14 protein-coding genes are annotated in these 14,534 nt (G+C 54.3%); 4 read left to right on the top strand and 10 right to left on the bottom strand.

What is annotated here, in order from left to right; all coding sequences use genetic code 11:
• Positions 1–28: 28 nt before the first annotated feature.
• Positions 29–598 (bottom strand): peroxiredoxin, encoded by a 570-nt coding sequence (locus ACZ5M3_RS02355; RefSeq protein WP_464840115.1) that lies wholly within the window; start codon positions 596–598, stop codon positions 29–31.
• Positions 599–737: 139 nt separating this feature from the next.
• On the opposite strand from ACZ5M3_RS02355, the gene ACZ5M3_RS02360 reads away from it, so the two are divergent.
• Positions 738–1,304, top strand: coding sequence for an NADPH-dependent FMN reductase (locus ACZ5M3_RS02360; RefSeq protein ID WP_464840116.1), 567 nt, complete (start codon positions 738–740; stop codon positions 1,302–1,304).
• 3 nt (positions 1,305–1,307) lie between these two features.
• Here the strand turns inward: ACZ5M3_RS02360 and ACZ5M3_RS02365 are convergent, their stop codons facing one another.
• Positions 1,308–1,871, bottom strand: coding sequence for an Lrp/AsnC family transcriptional regulator (locus ACZ5M3_RS02365; RefSeq protein ID WP_464840117.1), 564 nt, complete (start codon positions 1,869–1,871; stop codon positions 1,308–1,310).
• A 92-nt stretch (positions 1,872–1,963) separates the two neighbouring features.
• Between ACZ5M3_RS02365 and ACZ5M3_RS02370 the strand changes: the two genes are divergently transcribed.
• Together ACZ5M3_RS02370 and ACZ5M3_RS02375 are read left to right on the top strand one after the other, a co-directional pair.
• A complete protein-coding gene (locus ACZ5M3_RS02370; protein WP_464840118.1) occupies positions 1,964–2,161 on the top strand; it encodes a YgaP family membrane protein in 198 nt (65 codons plus the stop codon).
• A gap of 9 nt (positions 2,162–2,170) precedes the next feature.
• Complete coding sequence (locus ACZ5M3_RS02375; RefSeq protein WP_464840119.1) at positions 2,171–2,779, top strand: cytochrome b5 domain-containing protein; 609 nt, start codon at positions 2,171–2,173, stop codon at positions 2,777–2,779.
• A 22-nt stretch (positions 2,780–2,801) separates the two neighbouring features.
• Here the strand turns inward: ACZ5M3_RS02375 and ACZ5M3_RS02380 are convergent, their stop codons facing one another.
• The 4 genes from ACZ5M3_RS02380 to ACZ5M3_RS02395 all read right to left on the bottom strand — a co-directional run bounded on the left by ACZ5M3_RS02380 (position 2,802) and on the right by ACZ5M3_RS02395 (position 8,303).
• Positions 2,802–4,967 (bottom strand): hypothetical protein, encoded by a 2,166-nt coding sequence (locus ACZ5M3_RS02380; protein ID WP_464840120.1) that lies wholly within the window; start codon positions 4,965–4,967, stop codon positions 2,802–2,804.
• A gap of 116 nt (positions 4,968–5,083) precedes the next feature.
• Entirely contained in the window at positions 5,084–5,632 is a 549-nt protein-coding gene (locus tag ACZ5M3_RS02385) for a DUF998 domain-containing protein (protein ID WP_464840121.1), read from the bottom strand.
• 68 nt (positions 5,633–5,700) lie between these two features.
• Entirely contained in the window at positions 5,701–6,303 is a 603-nt protein-coding gene (locus ACZ5M3_RS02390) for an indolepyruvate oxidoreductase subunit beta (RefSeq protein WP_464840122.1), read from the bottom strand.
• On the bottom strand, positions 6,300–8,303 hold the full coding sequence (locus ACZ5M3_RS02395) for a thiamine pyrophosphate-dependent enzyme (RefSeq protein WP_464840123.1): 2,004 nt from the start codon (positions 8,301–8,303) through the stop codon (positions 6,300–6,302). Before ACZ5M3_RS02395 ends, ACZ5M3_RS02390 begins: the two co-directional genes overlap by 4 nt.
• Positions 8,304–8,482: 179 nt before the next feature.
• Here ACZ5M3_RS02395 and ACZ5M3_RS02400 point away from each other — a divergent pair, with 179 nt between their 5' ends.
• The gene (locus ACZ5M3_RS02400) at positions 8,483–9,328 is read left to right on the top strand and encodes a hypothetical protein (RefSeq protein ID WP_464840124.1); all 846 of its coding nucleotides are present in this window, start codon (positions 8,483–8,485) and stop codon (positions 9,326–9,328) included.
• Here the strand turns inward: ACZ5M3_RS02400 and ACZ5M3_RS02405 are convergent.
• The 4 genes from ACZ5M3_RS02405 to sufC form a co-directional block, all read right to left on the bottom strand.
• Entirely contained in the window at positions 9,325–11,028 is a 1,704-nt protein-coding gene (locus ACZ5M3_RS02405; RefSeq protein ID WP_464840125.1) for an HsdM family class I SAM-dependent methyltransferase, read from the bottom strand. The genes ACZ5M3_RS02400 and ACZ5M3_RS02405 overlap by 4 nt on opposite strands.
• A 160-nt stretch (positions 11,029–11,188) precedes the next feature.
• Positions 11,189–12,328 carry a SufD family Fe-S cluster assembly protein gene (locus ACZ5M3_RS02410; RefSeq protein WP_464840126.1) on the bottom strand — a complete coding sequence of 380 codons (1,140 nt, stop codon included), beginning with the start codon at positions 12,326–12,328 and terminating at the stop codon, positions 11,189–11,191.
• Positions 12,328–13,755: a Fe-S cluster assembly protein SufB gene (gene sufB / locus ACZ5M3_RS02415; RefSeq protein ID WP_464840127.1), complete on the bottom strand. Its 1,428-nt coding sequence runs from the start codon at positions 13,753–13,755 to the stop codon at positions 12,328–12,330. The genes ACZ5M3_RS02410 and sufB overlap by 1 nt, the downstream gene beginning before the upstream one ends.
• Positions 13,733–14,476, bottom strand: a complete 744-nt coding sequence (sufC, locus tag ACZ5M3_RS02420) for a Fe-S cluster assembly ATPase SufC (protein WP_464841032.1) — start codon at positions 14,474–14,476, stop codon at positions 13,733–13,735. The genes sufB and sufC overlap by 23 nt, the downstream gene beginning before the upstream one ends.
• Between the last annotated feature and the right edge of the window lie 58 nt (positions 14,477–14,534).

Below are 14,534 nucleotides of genomic sequence, written 5' to 3' on the forward strand. Positions count from 1 at the left end.
ATAAAAATTTACAGAATGGAAAGATCCATCATATCTTCCCAACCAGGTCAAGGCTGACTTCGAGGGCCTCTTTACCCGGCTCCCAGCTCGCCGGGCAGACCTGGCCGGGGTGCTCGCGGACGTACTTGGAAGCCTTAAGCCTCCTGAGGATCTCCTTCGCGCTCCTGCCTATGCTCAAATCGTGCATCTCCATGTGGACGACCTTTCCATCGGGGTCTATTATGAAAGTCGCCCTCCATGAAACGCCCTCATCCTCGATATATGTGCCAAAGAGGCGGCATATCTTTCCCGCCGGGTCGGCCAGCATCGGGTACTTTATCTTCTTTATCGCAGGGGAAGTGTCGTGCCAGGCCTTGTGGACGTAGGCGGTATCGGTAGAAACGCTGAGGATTTCAGCCCCTTCTTTCTTGAACTCCTCGTAATAGTCGGCCAGCTCCTCAAGCTCCGTCGGGCAGACGAAGGTAAAGTCCGCCGGATAAAACGCCAGAACGACCCACCTGCCCCTGTAGTCGGAAAGCCTGACCTTTCCGATGTCGTCCTTCTCCGGAAGGTACGCATCGGCCTCAAAGTCCGGAACGATTTCTCCAACCTTCACCATGGGATTCACCTCGGCATTATGTTGACGACCCTAATTTATATAGGTTTGCCTAACAAAGTGAAAAGTTCCAGAATCGGAAGCATTTCATTTTGAAGGACAAATTTAAATATCTTAAAAGCGAACCAATCTGGGTGATGGTATGAAGGTCAAGGTAATTCTCGGAACGGCAAGGGAGGGCAGGAAGAGCGAGAGGGTCGCGAAGTATCTCGTGAAGAGGGCCAAGGAACTCGGCTGGGATGCCGAGCTTATAGACGTTAAGGACCACCTCCTGGCCTACACGCACCGCTGGAAGGTGACGCCCGAGATGGAGAGGTACAGAGCCAAGATCCTCGAGGCGGACGCCCTCGTCATAGTCGCCCCCGAGTACAACGGGAGCTACCCGGGCGAGCTTAAGATACTCCTTGACACGATCTACGACGAGTACGAGGCCATGCCCCTCGGCATCGCCACCGTATCCAGCGTCGCCGGCGGGGTCAGGCTCCTCATGGAGCTCAGAACGGCCGCGGTGAACTACCGAATGTTTCCCGTTGGACAGGTGCTCTTCTACAACGTGGACGATATCTTTGAGGACGAAGAGCTGAGGGACGAGAAGTACGGGGAGAGGGTCGAGAGACTCTTTAAAACTCTGAAGAAGTACGCAAAGGCGTTGAAGCCGATAAGGGAGGAGGTGCGGGAGAGGCTGAGGGAGAAGACCGAGGGGGTTTAGCACCTATCCTCTCTTCCCATCCAACCCCATGAAGTAGACCGTCGCGAGGCAGCCGCTGCACTTCTTGCCGTAGAGGTAGCAATCGGTGCAGACCTTTCCGCAGGGGGCAACTTCCCTCGTCGGTTCCAGTTTAAAGTCCACGAACTCAGGATAAGCCGGCGAAGAGCCGAGGGAGACGTCCATCTCCTTAACGGCCTCAAGGGGACGTATTGTGTTCTCTATCGTGGCCTCAAGGACGGAGTGGTTCTCAGCTATGAGAGCCAGGTTGAGGTTGTACTTTCCCGTGGTGGCCGCCACAAAGACCGTCCTCGGACAATTCGCAAAAACGTCCGCCAGCTTCTCCGCCTCGTCCATGCTCCTCACGCGCAGATTAACGACGGCAGAGACGAAGTTCCTCTTCTTTATGTTGAGCAGGGCCCTGACCCTAATGTCTCCCCTCTTTTTGAGCTTCTCAAGCCTCTCCCTCGCTGAAGGGTGGCTTATCCCCAGCTCCCTGGCTATCTCGCTCACCTTGGTTCTGCCGTCCTTCCTCAGCAGGCCGTATATCTTCAGGTCGCGCTCGTCCATAGAATCACCTTCATTTTGAAGGCTTTTACCTTTAATTTCCTGGGAAATTAATATAACCCTTTCGAAATTTCTAGAAAACTGAGGTGATTTCGGTGGAGAGGAACGAGGGAACCCTCGATAGAGCCATCAGGGTGGTTCTGGGCCTGATCCTGCTCGGCCTCTGGGCAGTGAACAAGATACCATACAGGACTGCGGCACTGATAGTCGGGCTGGTCGCACTGGTGACCGGGCTGACCGGCTTCTGTGCAATTTATAAACTCCTCGGCATAAGTACCTGCAAAGAGTGCTGAGGTGAAAGGGTGAAGCGGGTAACCAAAGTGCTCATAGTATCCGGGGAGCTGCTGATAGCGGTAAGCCTGGTGCTGATGGCAACGGGGCTGGCGATGAAGGACCCAACGTCGGCCCTCGGATCCCTGATAAGCTATGAAACCGCCAGAAGAGCCCACACCATAGCGTCGTACCTGTTCATCCCCCTCTTCTACGTCCACGCGGCGGCGGGCATCTACATAGCCCTCGGGAGGTTCGAGAGCCTGAAAAGGCCGGAAGTCAGAAGGGCAGTGCTCTCCGCCTGGACCCTCGGGATGGCAGTACTGATCCTCCTGGCTATTGTGCCCCTGGGGAGCATCTTCAGGACTTCAAGCGTCTCAGCCGCCCCCGTACTGACCCTTGCCGAGGTGGCAAAGCACAATTCCTCAAGCGACTGCTGGGTCGTTGTCGAGGACGGGGTCTACAACGTCACCTCGCTGATAGACACGCACCCCGGCGGCAGGGAGGCGATACTGAAGTACTGCGGCACGAACGCCACCGAGGTCTTTTTTCTTGAACACAACCAGAACGACTACGAAGCTCTCCAGGCATACTACATAGGGACGATCGGAGAGCCTCTCAACACAACAAGAAATGGATAAGGGGGAATACCCCCTAATTTTTTTAACCGGTTCCGGAGAGTTCTCCTCCGGAAGGCAATACGAAGAGTCTTGCTTTTGAGGTTCCCATCAGTGTCGTGGTCCTGATCCCTATCGTCCCGTCGGTGTTGAGAATCTTGAAGGCGGCTATCTTTATTTCCTTCCCCGTCTGCGGGTTCCTGCCGGTGTAGATCTCCAGAAAGACCCTGTCGAGGTAGCTCGGAGCGAGTCTGTTGGCACCGGGATCGCCTATGAGTATCAGCGTTTCTCCATCGGAGTTCGTTATACCGTAAATCCTGATCACGGCGCTGTAGTTCTCAAAGCCCTTCCAGAGCTCAGGGATGAACGGCCCGTTGCCGAAGTCCGTGATGTTGATGTCCTTAACTGCCGGGACTTCTCCGAATGGCTCGCCTCCGAAGGTCTCCCTGAATATTCCGTTCAGGAGCGGACTGAAGGTGCAGGAGCACGTCGTTTCCGCCGGGGTCTGGATGGAGGAGCCTCCGCCGTCCGTCCACTCGGGCCGGATGTCCGCTACGGCTACCATTCCCCTCCTGATGTCATTTTTCTCTATGCCGCGTCTCATGTTTATGTTCACGACCTGTTCTGCCAGCTGCTTCAGGTCCGCCTTCATGACGAGGGTCTGAACCGTGTACTGGCCGGGCATGAGGTACAGCTCCTCCATCGGGGCCGGATCGAAGGGCCCGGTGTCGCTGTCAGTCGGCTCGAAGACGAAGGGGGCTATCTGGGCGTTCAAACTGCATATCGCCTCGTCCAAGTCCAGGGGTTCGTCCTGCACGTCCATGAGCTCAAGGTAGTTGTTGTCGTGGGGTAATGGCCTGTAGCAGAAGTCATCGTCTATTATGCCGAGGAGGGTTGTGTTGACTGGCGGGACGGTGTAAATTCCTTCCTCGTTCGGTGCGACGTTCATAACGATCTCCCCGGTTTCTGGATCAACGAGCCTAAGAGTTCCAAAGTCAGTTCCGTTCCCTGCCTTTATCTTCATGCCGTCTTTTGCGTTGATGGTTATCGCCACCTGGCCTGCTCCAACGGTTCTTCCACCTTCCCTGATCCCTCTCATCGTGCTCCAGTCTGGCATCCTGCTCTCCTCGACCTGGGCCATCCCTATCGTGGCATCTCCCGAGGGCGAGGGCTGGAAAATGAGGGGCATCATCGTGGCCTCGTCGGTGCACATGGTGAATTCAGGTTCCTCCTCCGGAATGGGCTCCAGGGTGGTGTCGACGTTGAGCTCCAGCGGCCGGTAGCAGAAACCTCCCCCCGGCGGATCGGTTTCGGCCAGGACGTCGCCTCCAACGGCGGGTATGGTGTAAAGGCCGTTTTTGTCCGGGCTTATTCTGTACAGCTCCTCTCCGGTCGCCATGTCCTTCAGAACCAGCGTACCTACGCTCTCGTTGTTCTCACCAACGAGTCTGAGCTTCATGCCACCCTCCGGCACGCCGATCTTGACGGCCATTACGTAGCCTGGCTTAACGAGCTCCCCGCCCCTCCAGACGGCCATCATTGTGCTCCCGGTGCCGAAGTGGTATATCTCCACGCTTTCTATCCTGTAGCCCTTGAGGAGTGAGTGCATCTTCTCCGCCATCTTTGCCAAGTCCATCTTCACGGTTCGGCCCTTTTCGGTGTAGAAGAACTCTCCCCTCATGTTGTAGAAGCTCTCGATCGGCTCGCCTGTGGTGGCGTTCTCCCAGTAGGCCCTCTCAACAGCACCTATTCCAGCGAGAGTTCTCAGGTTCAGAAGCTGGTAGTACCTCAGTTCCGCAAGCTCCCGGAGCATGTCGGACTTCCTCTCCGGGTCGGTCTCTTTTCCCGCCATCGCCTTCAGTTCTTCGGCCTTTGCGTCCCAGAGGGCGAAGTCCCCACCGGTGGCTTCAAAGCCAGTGGCGCTAAGCTTTGCCTTGGCACTGTCTATTTCGCCCTCATAGCTGGCTATCAGCTCCCGCAGTTCCTCTTCCTGTGGTGTACCCTTCGGAGGAGTCTGGGTCTGTGTGGGCGTCTGCGTTTCCGGGGGAGTCTCCGTCCGGGTTGGCGTTTCTGTATCGGCCCCCGCTGGGGGCTGTGTCTGAGACGTGTAGGTGTCCGTGCTGTTTCCCTGGTCAATACATCCCGATATGAACGCGCCGAGCATCACGACGCTTAAAAGCAGGGCAAGCCCTGCAAGTCTTTTCACTTTCATACTATCACATCTTCCAGTCACGAAGCGGCAAAAATTGAGAAGAACTCATCGAGTGACTTATATGGATGGTTAGTCGTTCGAGGTTATAACGTTTGTGCTTTCAGAATGAAACCCGACTAATCGGATACATCACCTCCTTTCCAGGCAACCAGCAGTGTAAACGCCATCACCAGCGCTATCTCGTAGGTCTCTATCAGCGCCACCGAGGGCCAGCTTATGAAGGTCCCCAGCACCGCCAGCGCAAAGAGGATCCCCGAGCCGTAGCGGAGGGTTCTATCCTTCGAACCCGCCCCGTAAATGAGCATCCCCAGGAAGAACTGGACGAAGAAGTATGTCGAGACGAAGGAGTGCGGCCTGGTGCCGGCGTGGAAAACTCCTATGAGGGCCAGGAAAAGGGCCGAGATGCTGACGTAAGCCCCGCCAACGGTCTGGAGCCGGTTCTCCGATGCAAGGACGAGGTAAAGGGAGAAGGCAAACATGAACACCGCCGTCACGATGAGGCCGTAGTTGTATATCCACGGCGAGGCGGCCATTTCGGGCGAGCCGAGGTCACTGAGCGCGTTGTGGAAGAAGGAAAACCACCCGTTACGGCTTATGCTCCACGAGACGAAGAGCCAGTAGGTCAACCCGGCCAGGATTCCGGAGTACTTGAGGTACCTCATCATGATGTCTACTGAACCTTGGAGGAAATAAAAGTTCCCCTTAGAAGTGGCAGTCAAAGAGAAAAAAGAAGTCAGAGAAGCGCCTTCATCGCCTCGTAGCCCAGCTCAAAGGCCCTGACGTTGGCCTCGATTGCTTTCTCCGGTACGCTGGCCTTCACGGCTTCGAGCATCGTCTCCTTATCTACCGGAAAGTCCGGCAGAGCCGTCAAAGCCCCTACGAGGACGACGTTCTGGGCCAGTGCCGTCCCAGCCTCTTCCGCCAGCTTGAGGGCGTCTATCTCGTAGAGCCTAGCCCCGGACTTTTTGATGTTTTCAACTATCTCCCCGTAGGTCACGTACTTGTCTATCTTACCCTTCACGAAGTTCTCGGTCTCGTAGGGGTGGTGTATGAGGCGGGTGTTCGTTATCACAGTTCCACTCGGCTTCAGGAAGTAGATGTATCTCAAGGCCTCCATGGGTTCGAGGGCGAGGATTACATCGGCTTCCCCGTAGGGTATGAGCGGTGAGAGGCCTTCGCCGATGCGCTGGTGGACTATCACCGAGCCGCTCCTCTGGGAGAGGCCGTGGAGCTCGCCGCTGACGACGTGGATTCCCCTCCTCGCGCAGGCCTCGCCGACTACGTTGGACATGAGCACTATGCCCTGGCCGCCGACACCGCAGTAGATGACGTTCATTGCCCTCCCCTCCTCAGCATGATCTGCTCCAGCTCGCGGTAGTCCTCAATCGTAACGTAAGGCTTGTCTCCACCGCCGTAGAGTACCGCCGTCGAGTGTATCGCGTTGTGGGGGCACAGCTGGGCACAGACGCCGCAGCCGACGCAGACCTCCGGAAGGATCTTCGCCTTTAAGTCCTCCTCGTCTATGACTATCGCCGGACAGCCGAAGTCCCTTATGCAGTTGTAGGCCCTCTCGCAGGCCTCTTTGTCAACGAAGTAGGGGACTATCCTCCCCCCAGCCCTTCTGTATTCGCGGAAGTGGTAGAGGGCGCATTCTCCCCTTGAGATGACGACGGAGAGGCCGTCGTACTTGAGTGCCTCTCTGAGCTTGCCTATGTTCTTCCTCGCCTGGAAGGAGTCTATCACCACTATCTTCTCGACGCCGAGGCCCCTCAGGACGGATTCTATGTCAATCCGCTTCTCGTAGGGGTTCACCTTCTTTGGACTGCCGGGGTGGGCCTGCTGGCCGGTCATGGCTGTTACCGCGTTGTCGAGGATTAGGAGGGTCATCTTGGAGTTGTTCCTGATGGCGTTGACTATTCCAGGCAATGCAGCGTGGAAGAAGGTCGAATCGCCGACGACAGCGACGACCCTCTCCTCGGCCGAGTGCTGGACGCCGTGGGCTATACCGAGGGAGGCGCCCATAGCTAAGAGCGAATCTGTCCACCCGATGTGCTCTAAAGCCAGCATCGAGTAGCAGCCGATGTCGTTGGCCAGATAGTAGTTCTCTACCCTGCCCATCGCCCTCCTGAGGGCCCAGAAGGTTGCCCTGTGCGGACAGCCGGCGCAGAAGGTTGGCATCCTCGGGGGAGCGAGCTTTGCCAGCTCCCACATCCTCCTGAAGTGCCCCTCATAGTCGAAAGGCATCTCCTTTCCAAGAACCTCCGCGAGAACCTTTATGACTATCGGAACGTTGTACTCCAGCATCTCAGGGAAGTGGCCGCTCTTCTTGCCGATTATCTCCAGGCCGGGGTTCCTCTCCTTCGCTACCTCCCTCACAAAGCCCTCTATGTAGGGCGACAGCTCCTCGACCACAACGACCTTCTCAAGCCCCTCGATGAAGTCCCCGATGAGCCCCTCAGGAATCGGGTTCAGCACCGAGAGCTTGAGGATGTAGGCCTCCCCTCCGAGCTTCTCCAGGCTTTCGAGGACGTAGGAATAGGCCACTCCGGAGGTGATGATGCCTATTCCCTTTGCATCTTCGGGCTTTGCCTCCCCGAGCTCCTTTCCATCGAAGTGCTCCACGCGGTTCAGAGCTAAGAACTCCGGGTCCTCCTTCATCTTGGATGTCTTCTCCAGGAGTTCGGCTTTGAACTTCCTGGCGAGGGAACCCACGGTGGCGTAGCTCCTCCGGTTTTCCTTCCACGAGAGCTTATCAAATGGACTTCTCTCCAGCTTCCCTACCTTCACGAGGCCGCTCTGGTGGTTGATCCGCGTCGTTGTCCTGACCAGAACGACGCTCCCGTACTTCTCGCTCAGCTCAAAGGCCTTCTTTACCAGCCCGTAGGCCTCCTGCGGGTTGGACGGCTCCAGCATCGGGAGATAGGCTGTATAGCCGAACCACCTGCCGTCCTGCTCCGACTGGGAGGAGTGGGCGTAGGGGTCGTCGGCTATTACGACGACAAGCCCGCCCCTGACGCCGGTGTAAGCGAGGGAGTAGAGGGTGTCTGAGGCGACATTTCCTCCCACGCTCTTCATTGACGTAAATCCTCTGAGGCCGACGAAAGCGGCTCCAGCAACGGTCTCAAGGGCAACCTTCTCGTTGGCAGCGATCTCGACAACAACGTCGTCGCGGTGGTGGGAGACCTTGTCGAAGGTGTCGAGAATCTCCGTCTGGGGAGAGCCGGGGTAGAAGGCGGTCACTTTAACGTCGGCCTCAAGAGCCGCCCTGACGATCGCCTCGTTGGTCAGCATATAGCCCACATGGGGCTCCTCTTTCAGAACCTCTTTAAGGGACATAGGAACACCGAAGGGTTTAGGAAGCGAACCTATATATCATTTTTCTGGACGGAAAGGGACAGTGTTAAACATTTTTGAGTGTGAAAGTGGAAGTGCTTACGACTCTGTACAGCAGAAGTAAAACTCTGCAAAACAGTTTTAATTTGTCCATGTTTTAGTTTCCTACGGGGTGAAAAAGCATGGAAACCAGCTCTTGTCATACTTTAAAAAGTCCCGTCATTAAGAAGTTCTGTGAGTCCATAACTGAATTAGCAAGATCATCAGGAGGGCACTTTGAGCCAATCCAGAACGACTTTCTTGAAGCATACTACCAGATTGTTGAAAAGGCCCGTATTGAGGGCAGGCTTCCGGAGGGAGAGTACCGACAGAAAGGAAACGCATTTAGAGATTTTATCAGCGAATTGATTTACGTAAGATCCGAAGGAACCTACCGCCTAACAGATAGGAGAATTCCTGGATATTCTGAGAGAACTCACGACGTTGATCTCGCTTATGTGAGAGATAACACCGTTTTAGTGGCCGGCGAGGTCAAGATGACAGGCAGCCCAAGGCATAAGAGGGGAGCAGTGATTCAGAAGGAAAGAAAGACGCAGAGTGACTTAGATAAAAGATTAAAGGAAGTCAAGTTTACCGCAGTGGATTTAAAACTTCGCTACACTCCAGAGGATGCCATAATAAGTGCTGTGAACTCTAAAAACACTTTTTCTGAAGTTTCTAATAATAGCTGGTGGGTAAGGTGGATTCATTATTCCATTCCGGGTTTTTATTCATTCTGGGCATCAAGGCTTGCCTCGGGGCGTCTTGACAGTAAAACAGGAAGGAGAGTAGACTTTGATAATCCCGATCTTCTTCTCGAAAAATTCAGGAATCTCCTAAAATACAACAACGCGGTAGGTCTTTTCATGTTCCGGGAGGAGAATGGAAAATATGTCCCCGTTGAAACCGAGAGAATCAAAAGGGAAAGGATTTCAATAGACGACGCAGTGAAGGATCTTATAAAGTTCCTGGATAAACACTTGGACTAGCCAAGGCTCTTTTTTATCCTTCTTTCCTGGAGATACTTCCAAGCTTCCTCAATAACCTCAATATCCCTCGGCTTCAATCCAAGTTCCCCTTCAAGTACGACTTCATTGACAATTGCAACAGCATCAGTGGTTCTTTTAGCCCTTAGCAGCCGGTCAACTTTTGAAGATATATCAAGAATTTCCTTCGGTTCTTCAGGCGTTGGAATTAAGATTTTCTCAGCTTCTTTTGGCTCGATCTTTAGGACGCCTCCCCCATAAAATCTTCCCACAAGCTCGGCGGAGAGCAATGTTAGAGAGTTATAAAACAGAGTAGAGAGCAACCTTGGTTCAAGTTTCCTCTTGAGGAATATCTGGTGAATTGTGTTTGTGCTAGTGGCTTTCCTCCCATCTACTACGACCTCATTGGAAGCTATTTTGGGCGCTTCATGGGACATATAGCTCATAAAAAGGTCTGGGAACCTAACTCCAGGCACGGTATACCATGTTTTTCTTATCCTCACTTTGTAGCGAGATCTAACGTTAAGTTCTTCCCCTCTTTTGATGAGATATTCTCTCACTCCAGCTTCTAGTTCGTCCCATGGTTTTGTAACATACAGAAGATAGCACTTCTGGCCGAGCTTTTTGATAAGCTCCCAGTCAGAGGTAGTAACTTCAACTCCGGGTATTTGTTCAGCTCGAGAGATTAAGGGTACTAGGTACTCTTTCTCAATTCCCCACGAGTTTGCTTCTTCCTCTGTTAAAGTAAAGAACTCGTTGATTCCCGTCACGACTCCAATTGTTACTACCCCTATCTCTCCAAGAAGAATGGTCTTCCCTCTAACTTTGTTAAGCACTTTTGCCAGGGAATTCCCCAGATTTTGAGGGAGCATATACTTTGTCCATTTTTCATCGGGATTTGGGTGTGTGAGCAGGAAAATCGAAGACTCCAAATCCAACCCAGAGACATCCTTTTCATCAGCGACTTCTACAAATCGAACCCCATAGGGCCCAGATTTACTGGCTAAGAGCAAAACTGTATCTTCGAGAATGCCTGAGAATACCCGCCTCTCAAACGATATTATGGTAATGTTAGAAAACTTCTTCAAAAGCCATTTTCTAAATGGTTTTGCGTATCCAACGTGGAGAAGTTTCGAAGGAAGTACCATCGCAAGACGGCCGTCTTTTTTAAGAAACTTCTCTGCATGAATTACGAATGGGACCCACGAGGCCGTTAGTTCGGGAAGTTTAATCCCCTCTTCGAGGGCCGTTCTGAGAGCTTTCTCTCTGCTTTTTCCCGAAAAAGATTGATATCTAATGTACGGAGGGTTTCCAACGACAACGTCTACCTTTGGAATTCTTGGGGCTGTAAGCAAGTTATTCAAAGTCTGCTGGCCTCTTGGAGGTTCCAGATCAAAAAAATCTGCATTTATCAGAGTGGGTACAAAAGAAAACTCAGCCAAAAGAAGTTTTTTGGTCTTTTCAAGTATTTCAGGATCTATTTCTACGCCATAAACCTGTTTAGATATTGATTCCTGGGAAGCCCCGAGCTCCATCAACCGCCTGATTGCTGCCCTTAAAAAAACACCATCCCCACAGCTTGGTTCGAGTACTGTATCGTTGGGGCTCTTTATTGCCCAATTAACAAGGAATTCCGCAATTTCAAAAGGAGTAAGAACTTGACCCAACTTTTTTATCTTCTCAAGGGTTGGTGCTTCGGCCATTCTTTGTCACCTACTCGAGTATACTCGAGTCATAGTTATAAAATTTTCGGGAGTAATCATGAACACGTGGCACAGAACATGGTGAGTTCTGGGTTCTGATACGGACAGGCCCATACTCCAAATTCAAGGAAAAAAGGCAAAAACGGGAAAGGGAAAAGACTCACAACAGCTCCTCGACGAGTTCGGCAGTAGCGCTCCTCGCCTTGCTCCTGAGCCTTTCGAGGTGGGAGCTGAGGACCTCCCCTATGCCGTGCACGAAAAGGCTCAGCGCCTCCTCCCTGTCTAGCCCACGAGAGCGGAGGTAAAACAGCGCGTCCTCGTCGAACTGCCTGACCGAGGAGGAGTGGGAGGCGTTCTCTATCTCCCCGGTATCCACCTCGAGCATCGGCACGCTCACACCGAGGGAGCCCTCGTCCATTATGGTTATCTGGGACACGACACCGCTCGATGAGTCCCTCGCGCTCTCAAAGACCTTTGCAACGCCCCTGTGAACCGTCCAACCGTTCTCGTAGGAGAAGCCGTGAACCCTCGTCTCGCTCACCGTTTTTTCTCCGTGCTGGAGGACGTTGGTGAGGTAGTCCACGGATTTACCGATGGCTATTGGCATTCCCCTCAGCATCAGCCCGCTTCCAGCTCCCTCAAGGGAGTAGTCCTCGCGGTGGTGGCTCATCTCCCCGGCGCTTATGACGGTAAAGGCCCTGACGCTCACCCCCTCTCCTAGGCTCGCCCTGAGGAGGTAGTGAGAAAGGCCCTCGTGCCTCCCAATGGTCAGGATCTCAAGCTCGGCGTTTCTGGCCTTCAGCTCGACCACGAGGGACTTTGTGCCCTTCTCGGCGAAATCGTAGATTATTATCGGGGCCTTAACGTCCTCGGCCTCGATGCTGATGTGGTGGCTGATGAAGGCCTTGGCGGAGAGGTGGGACACTATGACGAGGGGCTCCACCAGGTCTTTGGTAATCTTCACCCTGTAGGCCTTTTTAAGGGCGTAGAAGTGGAAGCCGAGGATCCTCGACTCCTCCGGCTGTGAGAGGCCCAAGGTGCCCTCCCCCAGTTCAACTCCATCGGGAAGGTCGAAGCTCGCCTCGCTCCCCGACAGAAGGATGTTCCCCCCTATCGGAACCTCCCCCGCCTTAGCCTCCGTCGGGAGCTTTAGCGGCGAGTTCTCCTGGAAGAGCTTCCACTTGGTGTAGCTCTTTATGGTAGGGCTGTCCCCGTACTTCTGGTAGGTGAGCCTTTCAATGGCCTCGCGGGTGATGAGAGGGCCGTTAGAGAGCCCGTTAGAGAGCTTGTTAGAGCGCATCAGCCAACACCCCCAACCTCGCTGAACTCAAGCTCTATGACCTTCTTCAGCACCTCGACGTACTCGAAGGGGAGTCCTTCGAGAATTTCGCTGATGAATCCAAGGACTATGAGGCTCTTTGCCTCTTCCTCGCTTATCCCCCTGGAGTTCATGTAGAAGAGCTTGTCCTCGCCGAGCTTTCCTGTTGTTGCCTCGTGGATTATGCTCGCGCTCGGCTCGTCACTCTGGTTGTGCGGGTAGGTGTAGGCCTTGCTCTCCTCGTCGAGGATGAGGGAGTCACAGGAGACCGTCGCGGTGGAGTTCCTCGCGCCCTTGAGGATCCTCACCAGTCCGCGGTATATGTTTATCCCGCCGTTGGCACTTATGCTCTTCGAGACTATCTTAGAGCTCGTGTTTGGGGCGAGGTGCCAAGTCTTTGCCCCGGTGTCCTTGAGATATGGCCCGTTGCTGAGCGAGACGACGTACTGGGATGTCCTCGCCCCCTCGCCCTTCAGGACGCTCGACGGGTAGGTGTAGGTTATGTGGCTCCCGATGCTGCCCTCTATCCATTCAACGTAGGCGTTCTCCTCTATGATGGCGCGCTTGTTGTTGAAGTTGATGACGTTCCTGCTCCAGTTCTGTATCGTCGTGAATTTTACCGTGGCGTTCCTGTGGGCGTAGATCTCGACCATGCCGTCGTGGAAGGAGAACCCCTTGTACATCGGCGCGCTGCAGCCCTCTATGAAGTGGACGTAGCTCCCCTCGTCCGCTATTAGGAGGGTGTGCTCGAACTGCCCCTCCAATGCGGAGCCTATGACGAAGAATGCTTCTATCGGGAAGGGCACCCTGACCCCCTTCGGGACGTAGACGAACGCCCCACCGCTCCAGAGGGCGTGGTGCAGGGCTGAAAACTTGTGATCTCCAGCCGGAAAGACCCTGCCGAAGTAGCGCTTAACGATGTCCGGGTACTTCTGAACCGCTTCCTCCATCGGCACCATTATTATGCCCTTCTTCTCGAACTCCTCCTTGAGCTGGGAATAAACGCTCTCGCTGTCAAAGACCGCCGTAAGGCCTGAGAGGAACCTCTTCTCTATCTCCGGGATGTTGAGCCTCTCAAAGGTCTTCCTGATGTTCTCCGGTAAATCGTCCCAGTCCTTAACCTCGTTGCCCACCTCGGGCTTTGAGTAGAGGGAGAAGCTCTCCAGGTCGAGCTCCTCTATCCCGACCACCCACCTGGGCATCGGGAGCTTCTTGAAGAGCTCCAGTGCCTTGAGGCGGTGCCTGAGCATCCACTCGGGCTCGTTCTTTATGCGGGATATTTCCCTGATGACGTCCTCGGTGATCTCACCGCGCAGCTCGATTTCCTTGGGGTAGGGGACGGCGGTTCCCAGTATCTCCTCGAGCGAACCCGCCTTGAGTATCTCCTCAAGCCTTGACTGCTGTGCCATTACCACCCACCGCCGCGAAGCCCTTCTCCTCGATGAGCTTTACAAGCTCCATCCCGCCGGAAACGACGAGCCTGCCCTCCTTGAGCACGTGAACCCTCTGGGGGTTGAGGTACTCAAGGATTCTGCCGTAGTGCGTGATGAGGAGTATCCCGGTGCCCTCTTTGTGGAGCCTCGCTATTATCCCGGCTATGACCTTGAGCGAGTCAACATCGACGCCGCTGTCCGGCTCGTCGAGAATGAGCAGCTTGGGCTTCACAAGGTACGCCTGGAGCATCTCAAGCTTCTTCCTCTCGCCGCCGGAGAAGCCGACGTTCAGCTCCCTTGAGAGCATCGAGCCCTCAAAGCCGAGCTCCTCAACTGCCTTGAATATCATGTCGTAGGCTTCAACTTCCTCTATGCCCCGGAGGTTCTTCAGGGTCCTCTGGAGAAAGTTTATGACCTTGACTCCCTCGACCTCCACCGGATGCTGGAAGCTCAGGAAGATGCCCTTCCTGGCCCGCTCCTCGGGCTTTGCGTCGGTCACATCCTCCCCGTCGAAGATTATCCTGCCCCTGGTGACGGTGTATCTTGGGTGGCCCGCTATGGTCAGGGCAAGCGTTGACTTTCCTGAACCGTTCGGCCCCATGACGACGTGGAGCTCGCCCGATGCGAGTTCAAAGTCCACTCCCCTGAGGATTTCCTTTTCGGCAACCTTAACATGGAGATCTTCCACTTTCAGCATGAGCATCACCGTTTTTTCTTTACCCGCGTTTGGGTAGAAAAGCACACTTTTAAAACCT

Source organism: Thermococcus coalescens (genome assembly GCF_055392585.1).

Bases quoted from the DNA above. Each gene is read 5' to 3' on its own strand.
- ACZ5M3_RS02355 (WP_464840115.1), bottom strand. From the start codon at position 598: ATGGTGAAGGTTGGAGAAATCGTTCCGGACTTTGAGGCCGATGCGTAC.
- ACZ5M3_RS02360 (WP_464840116.1), top strand. From the start codon at position 738: ATGAAGGTCAAGGTAATTCTCGGAACGGCAAGGGAGGGCAGGAAGAGC.
- ACZ5M3_RS02365 (WP_464840117.1), bottom strand. From the start codon at position 1,871: ATGGACGAGCGCGACCTGAAGATATACGGCCTGCTGAGGAAGGACGGC.
- ACZ5M3_RS02380 (WP_464840120.1), bottom strand. From the start codon at position 4,967: ATGAAAGTGAAAAGACTTGCAGGGCTTGCCCTGCTTTTAAGCGTCGTG.
- ACZ5M3_RS02385 (WP_464840121.1), bottom strand. From the start codon at position 5,632: ATGATGAGGTACCTCAAGTACTCCGGAATCCTGGCCGGGTTGACCTAC.
- ACZ5M3_RS02390 (WP_464840122.1), bottom strand. From the start codon at position 6,303: ATGAACGTCATCTACTGCGGTGTCGGCGGCCAGGGCATAGTGCTCATG.
- ACZ5M3_RS02395 (WP_464840123.1), bottom strand. From the start codon at position 8,303: ATGTCCCTTAAAGAGGTTCTGAAAGAGGAGCCCCATGTGGGCTATATG.
- ACZ5M3_RS02400 (WP_464840124.1), top strand. From the start codon at position 8,483: ATGGAAACCAGCTCTTGTCATACTTTAAAAAGTCCCGTCATTAAGAAG.
- ACZ5M3_RS02405 (WP_464840125.1), bottom strand. From the start codon at position 11,028: ATGGCCGAAGCACCAACCCTTGAGAAGATAAAAAAGTTGGGTCAAGTT.
- ACZ5M3_RS02410 (WP_464840126.1), bottom strand. From the start codon at position 12,328: ATGCGCTCTAACAAGCTCTCTAACGGGCTCTCTAACGGCCCTCTCATC.
- sufB (WP_464840127.1), bottom strand. From the start codon at position 13,755: ATGGCACAGCAGTCAAGGCTTGAGGAGATACTCAAGGCGGGTTCGCTC.
- sufC (WP_464841032.1), bottom strand. From the start codon at position 14,476: ATGCTGAAAGTGGAAGATCTCCATGTTAAGGTTGCCGAAAAGGAAATC.